The following is a 17,530-nucleotide window of genomic DNA, read 5'->3' as shown; positions in this document are numbered from 1 at the left end:
GCCAATGATGACTTAGCTTTTATTCGTTAAAAAGTAAATCCTTGTTAAGTTAACGGGGGGATTAGTAAAAAGAGGGGTTCAGATAAAAAATTCCACACTATTTTCCGATTACCCAAAAGTATAAGGTTCTTTTTACGAAAAATCAGTTTAGGCAAGCACTAAGACATGCCAAAGCAAAGGATCATAATAATTTAACTAAAGAACAGTTCATTTCAATTTTTAACAGCTATAAATTATTTAATTAGGAATGATTAGAAAAAAGCAGCCGTTATGATAGGTGTCCCTACATAACGGCATTTTCTTATTCAGCTGCTGTCACTTTATAAATCTTACCACCATCAGTACTTGTAATTAACGCACCATCTTCAGTGACAAGTACATCACGGAAACGTTCACCTTCGTCAGTTAAGAGTCGTTCTTCTCCTACAATCGTGTCATCTTCAATGACAACACGTACGACATAGTTCGGTGCTAGACCACCAATGAATAGGTTGTTTTCCCATTCAGGAATTGCATCATTATCATAGAATGACATACCACTTGGTGCACTAGTTGGATCCCAATAATATCTCGGTTCAACGAAGCCTTGTGCCTCGTGTTCTGAAATACCTTCATTAATCAATTCACCCGAATATTCGATACCATACGAAACAACTGGCCAACCATAGTTATTACCTGATTCAACAATATTCAGCTCATCCCCAGCTTGAGGACCAAATTCAACAATCCATAAATCTCCTGTTGCAGGGTTAAAATCCACACCTTGAATATTACGGTGTCCATAACTATAAATACCATCTAAAGTATCTTCATCTTCAATAAATGGATTCGTATCCACTGGTTCTCCATCAGGTGTAATATGAATCACTTTACCTAAATAAGCATCTAAATCTTGTGAACGCTCACGAATAGGATCATCTGAACGTTCTCCTGTTGTTAGGAATAAGTTACCATCTTCATCAAAGATGATTCGACCACCATAGTGTAAATCACCGTCATAGGCTGGTTCTGCTTGGAAGATAACTTCAAAATCTTCAAGTACTGTCTCATCCTCAGACAATACACCTTTACCGACAGCTGTTAAGTTGCCATCATCCACTTCTTCAGAAAATGTTAAATATACCTGTCTTGAGTCTTCAAAATCAGGGGCGATAGTCACATCAAGTAGACCACCTTGGCCTTCATTAAACACTTCAGGTGTTCCTTCAATAGGGTCTGAAACAGATCCATCTTCTAAGTTCACAATGAGCAATTCACCTGTATCTCTTTGGGTCACTAGGAGACGGTTTGTAGAAAACTCTTCCATACCCCAAGTGACATCTAGACCATCTACAATCGCTTCGATATCAAGTTCAGTTTCAGTTTCAACTGCAGGTGCTCTTGTTTGCTCAGGAAAGGCAGGTTCGAATTCAGTAACCTTATCTTCTGTTTCTGCTGAAGTTTCACCACTATCTTCTGAATTTTCATCTTCACTTTCTTCAGTTGCAGACTCTGCATCATCGTTTTCTTCTGTAGCAGCATTATCATCAGTAGTTTCCTCAGTTGTCGTGTCAGACTCATCAGTGGAAGCTTCATCTGTACTATTCTCATTGCTACACGAAGCTAGAACTAATACAAAGATTAGCAGTGGTAGGAACAATAATCTCGACCATGGAAATTTCGACATCTTTTTACCTCCCTTCTGTAAATGGATATAATTTCCATATCATAGCTAAAAAGGTAATTGTTTTCATAATGATATTACCATAATTATTCAGAAATTTCAATTAATTTAAGGATGGTAAAGTTTTCTTCTTTGTGGAGTTAAACATGTAGTTTATAATGGATGAGTTAGTTAAATGAAAGTTGGGGTAGCTATGTATTTAGCTTGGAACGAAATTAGAAGAAATAAATTAAAATTCGGATTAATCATCGGTGTCATTGTCATGATTAGTTATTTACTATTCCTTTTGTCTGGTTTAGCCAGCGGATTAATGAATCTTAATAAGGAAGCGATTGATCAGTGGGAAGCTGATGGGATTGTGATTAGTGAAGATGCGAATCAAACAATCCAACAATCTATGATTAATACAGAGGATATCAATAATTTATTTGAAGAACAGGCAGAGCTAAAAGAACTTTCTGTCATTATCTCTAATGAAGAAGTAGAAGAAAATGCCTTTGTGTTCGGCTTAGAAGAAGATTCATTCTTAATGCCTCCTGTTATAGAAGGTGAAGCTGCAGTATCTGAAAATGAAGTGGTTGCAGATTATTCACTGAAAGAAGCTGGATTTAATATAGGAGATGAGTTGAATTTATCCAATAGTGATGAAGTGTTAGAAATGACTGGTTTCACTGATAGTGCTCAGTACCGTGCGTCTTCGTTACTGTTTACGAGTAATGAAACAGTAGAAAAATTAAATCCAATGCTAGGTGAAGACGTAATCAATGCTGTAGTAGTCAAGGATGATAATTTTGAAAATGTGAATGTTGATGATGAACTTGAAGTGCTGGCTATTGATGAATTTGTAGAGAACTTACCAGGATATACACCACAGCAATTAACTTTAAACTTTATGATAATATTCTTATTCATTATCTCATCTGCGGTCATTGGAATTTTCTTATACGTGTTAACTTTACAGAAGACAAGTCTTTTTGGTGTCTTAAAAGCCCAAGGATTTACTAATGGCTATTTAGCCCGTTCTGTTTTAGGACAAACACTGATTGTCGCGTTGATTGGTACGATTATTGGCTTAGGACTTACCTTATTAACTGGTGTATTTCTACCACCAGCAGTACCTATAGAATTCGATTATTTAACCATGGTTATTTATATGGTGGTCTTAATTATTGTCGCCATGCTAGGCAGTCTGTTTTCAGTCATCAGTGTTAGAAAAGTAGATCCATTAAAAGCAATCGGTTAAGAGAGGCGGATAGTATGCTTAAATTCGAAGATGTGAAAAAGACTTTTAAAGATGGGAATCAAAGTATAGAAGCGGTTAAGAAAACCTCGGTTGAATTCGAAAAGGGAAGTTGTATTGCAGTGATTGGGCCATCAGGCTCTGGTAAAAGTACCTTTTTAACTATGGCAGGTGCCTTGCAAACACCAACTGAAGGTGAGGTCATCGTGAATGGACAGAAAATCACAGGTATGAATACAAAGAGTTTAGCTAAGCTCAGAATGGGTGAAATTGGTTTTATACTTCAAGCCAGTAATTTGGTCCCATTTCTTTCTGTCCGACAACAATTTAAACTATTGAAGAAATCTAAAAAAGATGTCATGACTGATGAAGAGCTGGATGAACTGCTTAATCATTTGTCATTAACTGAAGTGAAAAATCAATTACCTAGTGAAATATCTGGGGGACAAAAACAACGTGTTGCCATAGCCAAAGCCTTATATACGAATCCTAGTATTATTTTAGCCGATGAGCCCACAGCTTCACTTGATACAGAAAATGCGATGAAGGTTATGGAAATATTAAAAGAGCAGACGATGGAAAGAGACAAGACGTGTATCATTGTGACTCACGATGAAAGACTGACCGAATATTGTGATGCAGTATATAAAATGACAGATGGTGTTTTAGAAAAAATAGAATAGTTTATCTGGTATACTTGAGGAAGTAAAAGGAGTGGATTACATGAGACATTACAATATGTCATTAATCATACGAACAAGCACTGAACGTTTATAATAAGAAGTGCTTTATTGAAATATAGGATTCATTTCATAGAGTACTTCTAAAAATTAGGAGGAAATAGAAATGACACAACTAAAAGTTTATGAATTTAATCAAATAAAAAATGACGCCATTGAACTCTATAGAGTGTATCAGACAAATGATATAAAACTGCATCAGACCCATAAGGATATGTTGCTTAGTAAAATTAAAGATGTGCTTGATAATCATAACCTTGATAGCATAGACTTTATCGAGGCAATAGATGACGTGAGATTATCTAGAAAGAGACTAGATTTACATTTAAATAAATTAAAAGCACAGGTTGACGGCTTTGATATACTGAGTGAAGCGGCTATCGGTAAATTGTTTAAAAAGGTAAAGAAATTAAAAACACCGGATTTTGATTTGCTTGATACTAAATCGACTGTATTCCTGGCTTGGAATGATTTATCTACGGATAGAAAGTATTTTATCTATAGAAATCAAAATGATGAGCTTAAAGAGAATTATGGTACGATTTCACGTAAGAAAGTAAAAGGCTTCTGTAAAATATGTAATCAAGAATCCGATGTCTCACTATTTTTAAGTAAATCCAAAACGGGAAATGACGGAACTTATAGTAAAAAAGGCGATTATATTTGTAATGATAGTGCAGTATGTAATCGTAATCTAACAAACATCGATGATTTTTATACATTCATTGAGAGTCTGAAATAATATTGTTAGGTAATAAAGGGAAGGTAACCTGAATAAAGGTTGCCTTCCTGTTTTTTATGGGAATTTTCTTGGTCGATGATTTACTTAGTTGAGAACATTTTATGATAACCTTCTAAATCCCCAAGCTCACCATATTTTTGCATTAAACTCATGGTATTTATGGCACGAGTTAATTTACCTTTTAAAAACGTCTTATTTAAAATTTTCATAAACCAAAGTGGCATAACTTTAACCGGCAGTACTGGATCAAACTTTTTACCATATTGTTCTAAGGCATCTTTAAGAAGTATCGGTTTTTCTCTTCCTGTTACGACATATGTTTGATTGTTAGTCTCTGGTATGCTAAAAGAATCAGTTATATCATTGGCCATTTCTCTAAGTTTCACAATGTGCATAGGATGAGGTTGATTACCGAGTAACATAATTTGTTTACCTTGGACAAATTGTTGTAGTGTGACATCTATAAACCCTGGTTTAAAGATTGTGTTTGGAAGGTTACTTTCTTTTAAATGTTTCTCTACATTAACTTTTGCAGATTCAGATGGGTGATTGGAAAATCTCTCTTCAGCATACATGCCAGAAATATAGACTACTTTTTTAATGCCAACATCTTCGGCAATCTTAAGTACATCGATTACGGCTTCTTCTTCAATGTGTTTAATCGCTTCGGCATCATTCCCAGCATTAACAGCAATAAAGAGGTAGTCGTGATTTTGTAGATGATCTTTTAAGAGTGCGGCATTTATAAGTGAACCTTTGACCAGGTTCGCATTATTTTTTAGAAAGGTGTTTGTATTATTGTGGATTAAAGCTGTAAGCTCATATTTTGATTGTTTAAGAGACTCTGCAACAGCACTACCTATAGTCCCTGTTGCACCAATTATAAATACATTCTCATTCATAGCTTTTTCTCTCCCTAGCTTCTTGTAGACGTTTATTTGCAGATTGTGTGTGCTTACCAACTGCCTCGACACCAAATACTTTTCCTAAACCGAAGTTTGGCATATTAATATAAACATTTTCAGATTGTCCATTTTCGACATTATATGTCTCATGGTAGAAGGCAACAGCATCATTGTCTTTAACTAATTTTAAGAATTTCTTCCATGACTTTAAATGTTTCGGCATTTTTGAATATGCTTGGAGGTTTTCTACTGAATCCCAATACTGAATGAGTATATTCATTCTAGAACGAAAGAACATCTCTGTATTCAGGCAACCGAGTGATGGGTCTTGACTCAACTCTTTCATCATCGGAGGCATCGCTAAGAACACAGGTAACCATTTGTTGACCTTGTACCACTTGTTGATACGCATACCAATCAAAAATATTGTGATATTATCCTGTTGTACTGCAGTATATCGACCTTCGTTGATCATTTACTTTCCTCCTAGCTTATAATTAATTTCTGCTATTTTTCTTTTTGTTTGTCTCCTAATAATCGACCAAATAATGATATAAACAACAATGAAAATAACGAAGAAAATCACTAAAGCTGAGAGTTTAATCGGAAACCATCCCGCAAGTACTGCAAGCGGAAAAAATATGAGTAACATAGTTAAAAAATGTAGGGTTGTTGTTTTTACAATGGTGAGGTCTGTATGAGTGAAAATATAGGTGCCTAAACTAAAGGTGATTCCAATGCATGCCCATACAAGTGCGGCGATCATGACAGTTTGTAATTCGGTAAAATGACTGAAGTAATAATGACCAAAAGTGGATTCGGGTGAAACAGGGTGATACTGACCGTCAGCAAATATTAAAGAAAATATAATAGAAATAACAAGTCCTGAAGATAAGCCAATTAAAATACCCATCAATGCTCTTTTAATAAATTCAACTGCTCCTTAATCTGTTTTAAGTATCGTCTAGAAGAATGAGTGAAATCGTTGTTGGTAAAGATGATTTTGATGATGCCATTTTTACCTAACTCAAGATGGTGAATAAAATCGATGTTGATGACTTCAGATTTTGATATTTGAATAAAATTGTGTGTTGATAAAGCCTCAACCTCAAATAACTTCGCTTGTATTGCATACTTTTTATGGATTGTATATGCATACAGCCTTCTGTCCTCAATTCTGAAACTATAAATATCGAAGAGATCTATGAGGGAAATCTCATCATTATATCGACCCTTTACCTTTTTGGATATACGCTTTGATAGTTCTCTTATTAATGATTGGATTTCAGGACTATCTGATTGAGCGCGGATTTCGACTTCGTCTTTCTTGAGCGATGGATCTCTATTAAAAGTGATTTTCATTCATCTTGTTCCTTTTCTAAGCAAAGTAAACCATGTATGTATTGCAAAAACCACTTGTTTTGTCTAAGTGGTTGATTAGTATGATTAAGTGGTTATATTTACTTATCCATTTCTATAGATAATTAAGGTAAATTGTATGCGGTGGTGATAAGTGTAGTAAAAGAGAGTGACTTATCACTGAAATCAGGGGAAATGGTGATAAGTGAGAGGAGAGTGACTGACTTATCACAACAAAAAGAAATAGCCTAGAAATGTGCTGCAATCACATTTCTAGGCTATTCAAAGATTATATTTATTTAGTTCTCGGTACACCGTAGTGTCCGTCGTTCAATTGATGCCAGAGTCTTTCTGGTAGTTCATGTAAGTCTGCTCTGTCTGGATCAAATTCTGAAGTAATTTCATCTGCGCGTCCATCTTTAATTTTACCAACAAAGTCATGGTCTAGAAGAATACCGCGACCAAGTGCGATGAGTTCTGTATCGCCTGTTTCGAATCCTCTTAGGGCATCTTCTGCTGTGTAAATTGAACCAATTCCAATCAATGGAAGTTTGCCGCCAATCCACTCGTGTAAAAGGTGAAGACGACTTTCTCCACTGTATTTACCTTCACGTGTTTTGGAGTGAATGTCTCCTAGTGAAACATGAAGATAGTCCAGAGGTTTTTGTACTAAAATTTCTAGTAATTCTTTTGTTAATTCCATAGAAATACCTGGTGATTCTGCTTCTTCAGGAGAGAAGCGGTAGCCGATAATGAAGTCTTCATTAGCATATTCTTTTGCAACTGAAACAACTTCATCGATTACAGCAAGTGGGAATTTAAAGTCATCATATTTCCATTCATCAGTACGACGGTTATAGTACGGTGAAACAAATTGATGAATCAGATAGTGGTTGGCACCATGAATCTCAATTCCATCAAATCCTGATTCAATGACGCGGCGTGTCGCTTCACCGAATGCTTTTATAGTTTCATTTATTTCATCAACAGTGATCTCTCTCCCGTGATAATCCTCATCTACCTTGCTAGGGTTATGTGGAGGCTGAGCTTGCATATGAATTTCACTTGGTGCAACAACATCACCGTTTGGTGTTAATGAAGGTAAGGATTTTGCACCGCCGTGGTGAATTTGAACGAGTGCTTGTGCACCATTTTTCTTCATAGCCTGTGCAAGTTTTTTTAAACCGTCAATATCACTGTCAAATGCGACAGAGGGTTGCCCGGTAAATGCTTGACCAATCGGTGTTACATGACTTGCTGCTGAAATAGATAAGCCTACATCCTTAGAACGCTTTTCTATATATTCCAATTCTACATCAGAGATTGTACCATCATCATGTGATGAAACGTGTGTCATTGGTGCAAGTACAAAACGGTTTTTCAGTGTAACCTTATTTGGAAGCGTTAAAGGTTGAAATAACCCTTCATATTTCTTCTCCATAGTAAGAGACCTCCTAAAATATTTAAATCAATCACTTCCATATTATAAGCATAGGCCAATTAGAGGAGAAAATAATCTGCTTGTATATTACTTAGAATAAAAAATAGCACATTGATAATAATATCAACGTGTTACATATCTTATTGGGCAGTCAAGCCACCATCAGCAACAAACTCTGAACCTGTTGAGTAGGATGAATCATCTGAAGCGAGGAAGAGAACAAGTTCAGTAACCTCTTCGGGTTGAGCCACTCTTCTCATAGGAATAAATTTTGAAAATGCTTTGATTTGCTCTGCTGCATCGCCTTGTTTAATCATTGGTGTTTCTATAACACCAGGGTGCACAGAGTTTACACGAATTCCTAGTGGTGCGAGTTGTAAGGCAGCCGCTTTAGAAAAGCCTCTTACTGCAAATTTAGTATCGGTGTAACCGACAGCGCCTCCGACTAGACCATTAATAGATGAGACATTTACGATGGATCCTTTATTAGCTTCTGTCATTGAAGGAACGACAGCTTGTTTCCCTAAAAACACAGAGACTTGGTTAATATCAACGATTCTACGGTAGTCATCTTCTGTCATTTCCATCAAAGGCTTATTGACACTGATTCCAGCATTGTTCACAAGAATATCAATTTGCCCAAATGAATCCTTAGTTTCTTTAACGACCTTATACCGGTCTTCGTTTTAGTCACGTCTTGCTTTACAAATTTTCTGTTTCTCCAAGGTCTTTTTCAAGCGCTCTACCGGCTTCTTCATTAATGTCAGTAAAAATTACTTTAGCACCTTCTTCGACAAAACGTTTCACGTGAGCAGCACCCATACCTTGTGCACCGCCTGTAACAATCGCAACTTTACCTTCTAATCTCATTTTACCTAGCTCTTTTATAATATGATTTATTGGTTTAACTTTTTATATAAGGTGAGCAGTTGTTGTCTTTCATCTTCAGTTAGTTTTAAAAATATTTCTTTTCGTAAAACCTGTCCGCACTCTATCGCTTTTTCTAAAACATCTTGTCCTTTAGCAGTAATTACTAAATATATGATACGGCGATCATTTTCATTTGCTTCACGTTCTACTAATTCTTTCTTAACCAATTTATTCACTAGATGGGTCACGGTAGGTGGTGTGAGTCCCAAGGCTTTTGAAACATCAGACGGACGAGATGGTGCGTTATGTTGTATGAAGGATAAGGTGAGTATATGTGAAACACCTAGGTCTTCATCAAAAATTTTATTCCATCGAATCATCATCTGATTAGTGAACGTATCCATTTGGTGTAGAAGGTCAAATATCTTTTTTTCCGACACAATATTTCCCCCTCAACATACTTTTATAATTGAATAATTAGACGTCTAACTATATTTAACTTAATTATATACCTTGACTGTTTTATAGGCAAATACTAGATTACTGTTCTTATGTTAAGTTATAAATAGATCTCTGCTATAATTTTGATGACATTGTATAGAAAATAAGGAGCATTGATAGATGGTGAAGCGTAACAAGTATAAGGCGATATTTTTAGATATTGATGATACGGTTTTAAATTTCCCGAAATCGAGTGAAGGCGCCTTTAAAGATACATTTAAACACTTCAATTTAGATTTCACTGAAGATCTCTATAAGGTATATTTGGAAATTAATGATGATTTATGGAAACAACAAAAAGAAGAAAAAATAACCGTAAATGATGTTATTAATACGCGTTTTAGCATCTTGAGTGAAAAATTAAACTTAGGTGTAGAACCAAATTTAATAAGAGATCATTTTCAGGCTGGCTTAGGTCGTCAACACTTTTTAGAGGTGAATGCAGACCTCGCTATTAAAGAATTGGCAAAAAGCTATAAGGTATATGCAGCTTCAAATAGTGAACTAAGCATGCAGGAAAATCGATTGAAACTTGCAGGTTTATACGAGTACTTTACAGATCTTTATATCTCTAGTGATATTGGTTATGAGAAGCCGAATGTGAACTTTTTTGAAGAAAGTCTAAGAAGAGCACAGCTCTCACCGAATGAGGTTTTAATGGTTGGAGATAGTCTAATTTCAGATATGTACGGAGCTTATAATGCAAGGATTGATCGTTGTTGGTATAACCCATACAAACTAGAAAAAAGTCATGAAGTACCACTGAATTATGAAGTGAATGATTTAAAAGAGTTGTTTGAATTCTTGTAATGGAGAGATTGAACGAATCATTCAAATTTTATCTATAAAAATGATAAAGTATAGATGATAATTGATTAATGGAGGAGAACATTCATGCAGGATATTAAAGGAAAAGTTGCCTTAATTACTGGAGGCGGTCGTGGCATCGGTCGTGCGACAGCGATTGCACTAGCAAAAGAAGGTGTCCATGTTGGACTCGTTGGTCGCACGCTTGAAAACTTAGAGAATGTTAAGTCAGGACTAGCGGAATATGATATTAAAGTGTCAGTGCAAACTGCAAATGTTGCAGACTTAAATGAAATTACATCAGCAGTAGAAGCAATTAGAAGCGAACTTGGACCAATCGATATTCTACTCAACAATGCTGGTATATCTAAATTTGGTAAATTTATGGAGCTGTCACCAGAAGAGTGGACAAATATTGTTGATGTGAATGTTAAAGGTGTCTACTACACAACAAGAGCAGTCCTACCTGAAATGGTGGAAAGACAGAGTGGAGATATCATTAATATTTCATCAACTGCCGGACAAAAAGGTGGCCCTGTAACAAGTGCTTACTCGGCATCTAAAGCGGCGGTTATCGGCTTAAGTGAATCATTAATGATGGAAGTAAGAAAAGATAATATCCGTGTGGTAACCCTAACACCAAGTACAGTTGCAACTGATATGGCGAAAGAATTGAATTTAACAGATGGCAATCCGGATAAGGTCATGCAAGCAGAAGACCTAGCAGAACTTATCGTTCTACAGTTGAAACTAAATAATCGCGTTGTCTTAAAACACGCAGGTTTATGGTCAAATAATCCATAATATAATAGCTTTCCCTCTAGGATTGATGAAATTATCAGTCCTAGAGGGATTTTTTGTGGGTTGCAGTAACATGAGAGTCAGACGAGTTCGAGAAAATTTAAAATACTCTATTTTACTACCTGAAATAAGGGTATAGTTAGGTTAATGTTAAGTATATACATAACAGGTGTATATTTTATATTAGGGGGGCGCTTATGAAAGTATTGTTACTTATTATGTTTAGCATCACTACCTTAGCAGCTTGTAGTAATCAGAGTGATCAAACTGAAACTACCGAAAGTGAACAAGCAACCGATAATAATACCACTGAATCTAAAGAAGCAGAAAATGATACAGAAACTGATTCAACATCATCTTCCGATGATTATAATAGCGTAGAAGACCAAGAGTCTGACGTTGAAGAATCAGAGAAAGAGACTGAGGAACAAGCAGCCACTGATTTAATAGAGGATAGTGACATAATAGAAGGGTATTGGATTAATTATAGTGGTGTGGATGATGCCCGTAGTCATATGAGTCGTACGGATTTTATTCCCTATGATGCCAGTCAAGACTATACTTTAACAAGCGCAGCATATGTTTCTTATTTTTACGGAGATTCATTTATAAAGACGAATAATTATGGGCATGAAGGGCCATACCTCATAGAGAGTGTACCTGAAGCGGACCAAGTGATTGTTTCATTTGGTGAACCAGAAGCTGATGTTGTGGAGCTGAGAAATGAAGCGGTCGATAATGCAACGGCCGATGCTGAAGAAAGCACAACACCTGATGAATATTTAGGACAAGGAAAGCCTGATATTGAAAATCTCCAAGGTCAGATTATGTTTGGTCAGGATTTCCTAAGTGGAGATGATGTTTTTCCAGGTCAAAGAATCGATGAGCGTGGAAGATTTGTTGATGATGAGGAGTATACTGTTACGGAAGCTTTAGAATATAATTCTAGTAAGGACTACGTTATTACAGCACCAGCGATGATCAGCTATTACAGGGGCAGTCGCTTTATAGAAACAGTGGAAATCAGTACTGCACCTGCTTATCTTCCGGCTGTAGATAATGCGAATTACATTAACATCAGCTTCAATGACGAATACGTTTTAGATTTAAACATGATTGAAGTTGAATAGAAAAAAGCTTGGCCATCTACGAATCGATGACCAAGCTTTTACTTATAGCTATAGTTTATTTACAGGCTCTTCTTTTTCAGTATTTACACCAATATTATTTGAGATGGTTGCACCAACCTTATCCCAGTTCAATAAGTTTTCCATCGCTATTGAGATGATGGTTCCCATTAACAAACCGCTTGATAGTAAGGGTTGAACATAGCCTGGTAGGCTGCTAAATGCTGAGGCAGGTACTGCCATTAGAACCAATCCTAAAAACATTGGTATTGCTGCACGGTAAATATTTAAACTATTAAATTCAACAAGTTTAAACCAATCCCAAGCTGAACCAAAGAGTTGAACATAAGATACAAATAAAACAGCACATCCAACACTTAGAGGTATCATCGTAAAGAATGAACCAATTTGAGGAATGACACCCATAACAAAGAACATCACAGCACCAAAAATGAACGGCATACGGTCATAAATTTTAGTCTGTTGAATAAATCCGATTGAAGAAACAAAAGGTGAGTAAGGTACTAAACCTAAAAAGCCAGGTAAAATTGTCATAATACCAGTAATCGTAAAGGAGTTTCTATAGTCTTTACTCGTTGATGGTGAGTTTGGATAGATTGGATCTGTGCCTTTGATTGAACCATATTGTTTTGATAGATTAAGCATCCCCGTAATAATGACGGTTAATATAATTCCGATATTCCAAGCTGGAGAACCCAGAGGGAAAAGGAATAATTCTAAAGAACTTGATGTGCCTGAAGTGAGTTGAGCATCCTGACCAAATAAAAGGACATAGGATGGCCACCCGATTATAATACCAATTAACATGGCGTATTGTGATAGTTTGTTAGATTCACGAATTGTTAAGACTAAAACAAGTGCAACAATAACAAAAGATAGGATTGCTGGACCTATTTGAATCTCTGTAGGGCCTTCTCCACCACCAAAAGGTAGACCAACCATCCCCTTAAAGAAGCTAATACAAAGTGATACACCAAATAAAAGCATGAACACACCCATCACACTTGGGTTAAATAATTTCTCTAAGTAATAACCAAAACCTGTCAGGCCAATAATTACGGTTAATACACCAGTGATGACTAATCCAACAGCTATACTGCCACCGACTTCAGAGATTGGCATGCCTTGTGAGGCTGCAAGTGTAGATAAGGCAAGTAAGACACCCCACCATAATCCAGAAGGACCGTCCATAATTGGGCGTCTATGGCCGATTAAAGCTTGTAGTAAACAGGCAATCCCGCCTAAAATAAAGGAAAATTGCATGGTGCTGACGATTTCCGCTTGAGATAGATTAAAGGCAGCACCCATGGTAATCGGTACAACGACAGTATTAATGAATATATACATGAGCCACTGTAGACCACCTAACCAGTTATCTAAATTTTTAAGTTGATTGATCATTTCCCAACATCTTCTTTCTTATAATAATCATTATTTATAATATATAGATTTACATAAAATGTCTTTGGTGATAATAGATAAAAAACTCTAGCTTTCTTATCACAAATTATCCAAGGGCATAGTAAAAAATCTAGAAAAGTGTTTAAGAATAAAAACTGATATGCTGTACTAAAAGAGGTGAGTTTTTGAAAATTATTGTCGATGCGGATGCATGTCCAGTCAAAGATATAGTAATCTCTGAAAGTGCCAATAGAAATATTGATGTCACTTTAGTATCAAGTTTATCGCATTTCAGTAATAAGGATTTACAAAGTCACGTCAATCATATCTATGTCGATGCTGGTCGAGATGCAGCAGATTTTAAAATTGTTCAGCTTGTAAAAAAGGGGGATTTGATCATTACCCAAGACTATGGTCTAGCATCCTTATTACTTCCAAAAGGTTGCCGAGTACTCCATCATACTGGTTTTGAGTACAATATAAACAACATGGATCACCTTTTAGAAAGTCGTTATATGGGTGCTATGGTCAGAAAATCGGGTGGGAGAACAAAAGGGCCAAAAGCATTTACAGAAGTAGAAAGACAAGCCTTTAAAGCTCAATTTAACGAGGTTCTCGACCAATACTAAACATACAAAGCATCAAGAATAAGTCGATAGAGGATGAATACTATGAATGAATTTATCTTTATTATATATAACGTCATGCTACCGATAGCAATTATAGTTTTGCTCGGCTACGGCATACAACTTAAACTTAAACTCGACAGAGTGACGCTCGGTAAATTGATGATTAACTACATAATGCCAGTTTTTATTTTTATGAACCTATATCAATCCAATATTGATTTTAGTCTGTTACTTTACGTCATGTTATTCTTATTTCTATTTGCAGGGCTATCATTTATTGTCTCTCAACTGATTGCGACATTTGCTAGTGTAGATCGTGACCACAAGGTGCTCTTTACTAATTCTAGTCTTTTATATAATGCTGGAAATTACGGTGTGCCGGTCAACGACCTAGTTTTTAAAAGTGATCCCTTTGCGATGAGTGTGCAGGTCATTATCATGGTGTTTCAAAACATTATCAGTTATTCCTATGGCATCATTGCTCTAAGCTCAAAAGATACAGGGAAACTAGCGGCCTTACTTGGCTACTTTAAAATGCCAATGTTCTATGGTCTATTGTTTGGACTAGGATTTAATTACTTCAACGTCGAAATAGCAGAGCCCATCATTTCTTCCTTATCTTATGTGAAGGACTCAATGATTGGACTCGTTCTGTTTATACTTGGCACACAAATCGCGGGAATTAAATTTAAAAAGTTACGACCCAGTGCATTTCTCGCTACAGCGGTGAAGCTACTGATTATTCCGGCTATGTCACTTGCACTCTTAATGTTATTTAATGTTGATGGCGTCGTTGCACAGGCAATCTTTATATCGACCGCCTTACCATCATCTGTCAATAGCTCTGTTATTGCTCAGCAATATAGTGATGATCCAGAGTACGCAGCAGAAATTGTCATGATGAGTACAATTTTTAGTGCAGTCACTGTACCGATTATAATATTCATTGCTTTAAATGTATTTTAAAAGTAAAGCAGCTGAATCAATTGATTCAGCTGCTTTCTGACTTATTTATTCTTTTTTACAATGATTTCAATTTCAACTTCTGCACCAAGTGGTAGTTCATATACTGCGACACAAGTACGTGATGGGAAAGGCTCTGAAAACTTAGTCTGATAGACTTCATTCATCGCTTCAAAATTTTTCATTGTAGTAAGGTATACGTTAACTTTAACAACATCTGCTTCAGTAACGCCCTGATCTTTCATTACATCGAACAGGTTGTTAAAAGCCACTTCTGTCTGGCGGGCAATATCTCCCTTTAAATCTTCTTTTAAATCAATGCGATTTTTGGCAGTTTGTCCTGAGAAAAATAGGAGTTCTCCTGCATCAGTGACATGCGAGTATGGACCTGAGCTGCTGACTGTATTTGTATTATATGCTTTTCTTGTCATGAAATGACCTCCTCTATATATTAATATCATCATAGCATTAAGCAGTACAAAATAAGATATCCATTATAGATAAGAAATTGTGAATGCCATTTCTTGCTGTCACTTAGTAAAATACGTGTAAATGTTGGTATGATAGAGAATAATGACAGAAAAATCCTTATCCAAGTTGGATAAAAGCAAAAAAGGAAGGTGCTTATGAATTTTACAGTGAGAGAATTGTTGCAATTAGAAGAAATTCAAGAAGCGAATTATATAGGAACTAAGCAAAGCCTATCTAAATATATCACAGGCATCACCATAATGGATGCACCTGATGTGTCACAGTGGTTAAAAGGCGGAGAGGCCTTGTTGACGAGTTTTTATCCTGTAAAGGATTTTGATAATCAAGATTTAGAACAATGGATTAACTCCTTAATTGACAAAAAAATATCCGTTTTTATCACAAAGATACCTAAGGAAATAAAGGAGTTGCCAGATGTTATCACTCGCATATGTCATCAAAATAATATAGGAATTGTGAGCATTCCTGAACATGTGCCCTTTATAGAAATTATTAAGAGGGTCACACGTAAATTGTTCAGTCAAGATATCGAGCGACTAGAATACTTCAGAGAAATCAATCATAGATTCACAGAACTTTCTATTAGAAATATGGATGATGAGGTCATTATTAAGACGCTTGAATCACTAATTGGTAATCCAGTTACGATATATAATGAACTTTTTAAAGTACTTGCCACAACAGATAGTGAAGTGGAGTTATTTTATGAAACTCAGACCTTTGAGAAAGATAAACACACCTTAAACACTATATTTCCAATATATCGTCGATCTGTTATCTATCCGAAATTACAGGACAGAGAATGTGAACAGATTATGATTCCGATAACAACCGTCAATCAAAGTCGGATTATGTTGGTCATTAGTGCCATAAACTCTGGTTTTTCAGAATTTGACTTCGTGGCTATAGAAAATGCGGCTACGGCCTTATCACTTAACTTAGCTAAAAAAATTGCGATTTCAGAAGTGGAAAAGAAATATAAAAATGAAATTATCGATGACTTATTATCCGGTGAAATTAAAAATGAAAATGACATTGCTGAACGTGCTCAAAATATTAACTTTAACTTAAATAGTCGATCAGCAGTTGTTGTATTCACCTTAAATATTAAGGAAAGTAAAAACAATTCAACCGTTCGTCAACGCTACTACAATATATTAATTAATAATATTGAATACTATCTGAAATCAGCAATCATCAGAGAGCGTTTCAATCAAATTATTGTAATTTGGCCGATATTCTCAGGTCAAAAAGATAGAAAAAAAGAGATGGCCAACATTAAACGAACTTTGAACTTAGTTGTTGAAAAATTTGAGGCGAGTGTTTCGGATGCAAAAGTTTTAGCGGGGATTGGCACAATCGCAGAGACTGTTTTTGACTTGCCGAGAAGTCATACAGAAGCACAAGAGGTCAACCGCATGTTAAATAACTACAATAGGGTTCAAAGCTTTGAGGAATTGGGTATATATAGATTGTTGTATCAGTTCAAGCATGATAGCAATGCACTCAGCGACTATATTCCGCACAGCTTGAGACGCCTGTTAGATTACAATAAGAATAAACGCGACCAGCTCATTGAAACCTTAGATATGTATTTACAAAACCAACAGAATATTTCTCGTACCGCAGACCGACTCTATGTACACTATAAAACAGTCACATATCGTTTAGATAAGATCAAAGACATTACTCAGATGGACTATGAGGATGCGAATGAGATGCTATCCGTTCAGGTCGGTCTGAAGATATTAGAAATTAATAAGAGTGAATAACTATAATAAAATGGTATGATATTGAGAGAAAACGATTTAAATTTATCCATCATAGA

General features: G+C 35.8%; 18 protein-coding genes and 1 pseudogene. 9 read left to right on the top strand and 10 right to left on the bottom strand.

The features are described 5' to 3' along the window. Window positions 1-301: 301 nt before the first annotated feature. Entirely contained in the window at window positions 302-1,666 is a 1,365-nt protein-coding gene (locus EYB29_RS09485; RefSeq protein ID WP_166627131.1) for a PQQ-dependent sugar dehydrogenase, read from the bottom strand. Between the two features lie 190 nt (window positions 1,667-1,856). Between EYB29_RS09485 and EYB29_RS09480 the strand changes: the two genes are divergently transcribed. The 3 genes from EYB29_RS09480 to EYB29_RS09470 all read left to right on the top strand — a co-directional run bounded on the left by EYB29_RS09480 (window position 1,857) and on the right by EYB29_RS09470 (window position 4,385). Then, on the top strand, window positions 1,857-2,906 hold the full coding sequence (locus EYB29_RS09480) for an ABC transporter permease (RefSeq protein ID WP_166627133.1): 1,050 nt from the start codon (window positions 1,857-1,859) through the stop codon (window positions 2,904-2,906). Window positions 2,907-2,920: 14 nt separating this feature from the next. Continuing rightward, complete coding sequence (locus EYB29_RS09475; protein WP_166627130.1) at window positions 2,921-3,586, top strand: ABC transporter ATP-binding protein; 666 nt, start codon at window positions 2,921-2,923, stop codon at window positions 3,584-3,586. A 163-nt stretch (window positions 3,587-3,749) separates the two neighbouring features. After that, window positions 3,750-4,385 carry an FBP domain-containing protein gene (locus EYB29_RS09470; RefSeq protein ID WP_166627129.1) on the top strand — a complete coding sequence of 212 codons (636 nt, stop codon included), beginning with the start codon at window positions 3,750-3,752 and terminating at the stop codon, window positions 4,383-4,385. A gap of 80 nt (window positions 4,386-4,465) precedes the next feature. On the opposite strand, the gene EYB29_RS09465 is transcribed toward EYB29_RS09470, so the two are convergent. From EYB29_RS09465 to EYB29_RS09435, 7 genes and pseudogenes are all read right to left on the bottom strand, one after another. Then, window positions 4,466-5,287: an NmrA family NAD(P)-binding protein gene (locus tag EYB29_RS09465; RefSeq protein ID WP_166627128.1), complete on the bottom strand. Its 822-nt coding sequence runs from the start codon at window positions 5,285-5,287 to the stop codon at window positions 4,466-4,468. Continuing rightward, complete coding sequence (locus EYB29_RS09460) at window positions 5,280-5,765, bottom strand: DUF4188 domain-containing protein (RefSeq protein ID WP_166627127.1); 486 nt, start codon at window positions 5,763-5,765, stop codon at window positions 5,280-5,282. Before EYB29_RS09460 ends, EYB29_RS09465 begins: the two co-directional genes overlap by 8 nt. Continuing rightward, the gene (locus tag EYB29_RS09455) at window positions 5,766-6,203 is read right to left on the bottom strand and encodes a DUF3021 domain-containing protein (RefSeq protein ID WP_240921858.1); all 438 of its coding nucleotides are present in this window, start codon (window positions 6,201-6,203) and stop codon (window positions 5,766-5,768) included. Continuing rightward, a complete protein-coding gene (locus EYB29_RS09450) occupies window positions 6,203-6,652 on the bottom strand; it encodes a LytTR family DNA-binding domain-containing protein (protein WP_166627126.1) in 450 nt (149 codons plus the stop codon). Before EYB29_RS09450 ends, EYB29_RS09455 begins: the two co-directional genes overlap by 1 nt. Before the next feature lie 292 nt (window positions 6,653-6,944). Further along, window positions 6,945-8,090: an NADH-dependent flavin oxidoreductase gene (locus tag EYB29_RS09445; protein ID WP_166627125.1), complete on the bottom strand. Its 1,146-nt coding sequence runs from the start codon at window positions 8,088-8,090 to the stop codon at window positions 6,945-6,947. A gap of 140 nt (window positions 8,091-8,230) precedes the next feature. Beyond that, window positions 8,231-8,960: pseudogene (locus EYB29_RS09440) on the bottom strand (glucose 1-dehydrogenase). Between the two features lie 26 nt (window positions 8,961-8,986). Continuing rightward, window positions 8,987-9,400, bottom strand: a complete 414-nt coding sequence (locus tag EYB29_RS09435; protein ID WP_026865763.1) for a MarR family winged helix-turn-helix transcriptional regulator — start codon at window positions 9,398-9,400, stop codon at window positions 8,987-8,989. A gap of 181 nt (window positions 9,401-9,581) precedes the next feature. Here EYB29_RS09435 and EYB29_RS09430 point away from each other — a divergent pair, with 181 nt between their 5' ends. The 3 genes from EYB29_RS09430 to EYB29_RS09420 all read left to right on the top strand — a co-directional run bounded on the left by EYB29_RS09430 (window position 9,582) and on the right by EYB29_RS09420 (window position 12,199). After that, window positions 9,582-10,271 carry a YjjG family noncanonical pyrimidine nucleotidase gene (locus EYB29_RS09430; RefSeq protein ID WP_026865762.1) on the top strand — a complete coding sequence of 230 codons (690 nt, stop codon included), beginning with the start codon at window positions 9,582-9,584 and terminating at the stop codon, window positions 10,269-10,271. An 84-nt stretch (window positions 10,272-10,355) separates the two neighbouring features. Further along, window positions 10,356-11,072 (top strand): 3-ketoacyl-ACP reductase, encoded by a 717-nt coding sequence (locus EYB29_RS09425; RefSeq protein WP_166627124.1) that lies wholly within the window; start codon window positions 10,356-10,358, stop codon window positions 11,070-11,072. Between the two features lie 194 nt (window positions 11,073-11,266). Further along, window positions 11,267-12,199 (top strand): hypothetical protein, encoded by a 933-nt coding sequence (locus EYB29_RS09420; protein ID WP_026865760.1) that lies wholly within the window; start codon window positions 11,267-11,269, stop codon window positions 12,197-12,199. A 48-nt stretch (window positions 12,200-12,247) separates the two neighbouring features. On the opposite strand, the gene EYB29_RS09415 is transcribed toward EYB29_RS09420, so the two are convergent. Continuing rightward, window positions 12,248-13,618 carry a uracil/xanthine transporter gene (locus EYB29_RS09415; RefSeq protein ID WP_051220426.1) on the bottom strand — a complete coding sequence of 457 codons (1,371 nt, stop codon included), beginning with the start codon at window positions 13,616-13,618 and terminating at the stop codon, window positions 12,248-12,250. 185 nt (window positions 13,619-13,803) lie between these two features. Here EYB29_RS09415 and EYB29_RS09410 point away from each other — a divergent pair, with 185 nt between their 5' ends. Both EYB29_RS09410 and EYB29_RS09405 read left to right on the top strand, forming a co-directional pair. Beyond that, on the top strand, window positions 13,804-14,247 hold the full coding sequence (locus EYB29_RS09410) for a YaiI/YqxD family protein (RefSeq protein WP_026865759.1): 444 nt from the start codon (window positions 13,804-13,806) through the stop codon (window positions 14,245-14,247). Window positions 14,248-14,289: 42 nt separating this feature from the next. Continuing rightward, window positions 14,290-15,213, top strand: coding sequence for an AEC family transporter (locus EYB29_RS09405; protein WP_026865758.1), 924 nt, complete (start codon window positions 14,290-14,292; stop codon window positions 15,211-15,213). Between the two features lie 41 nt (window positions 15,214-15,254). Here the strand turns inward: EYB29_RS09405 and EYB29_RS09400 are convergent, their stop codons facing one another. Further along, window positions 15,255-15,641, bottom strand: coding sequence for a RidA family protein (locus EYB29_RS09400; protein WP_026865757.1), 387 nt, complete (start codon window positions 15,639-15,641; stop codon window positions 15,255-15,257). Window positions 15,642-15,836: 195 nt separating this feature from the next. Here EYB29_RS09400 and EYB29_RS09395 point away from each other — a divergent pair, with 195 nt between their 5' ends. Further along, window positions 15,837-17,474, top strand: a complete 1,638-nt coding sequence (locus EYB29_RS09395) for a PucR family transcriptional regulator (RefSeq protein ID WP_026865756.1) — start codon at window positions 15,837-15,839, stop codon at window positions 17,472-17,474. The last annotated feature ends 56 nt before the right edge of the window (window positions 17,475-17,530 follow it).

This window comes from Jeotgalicoccus sp. S0W5 (genome assembly GCF_011634875.1).
Taxonomy (GTDB): Bacteria; Bacillota; Bacilli; order Staphylococcales; family Salinicoccaceae; genus Jeotgalicoccus; species Jeotgalicoccus marinus.
This window is presented reverse-complemented; position numbering and strand designations above follow the sequence as displayed.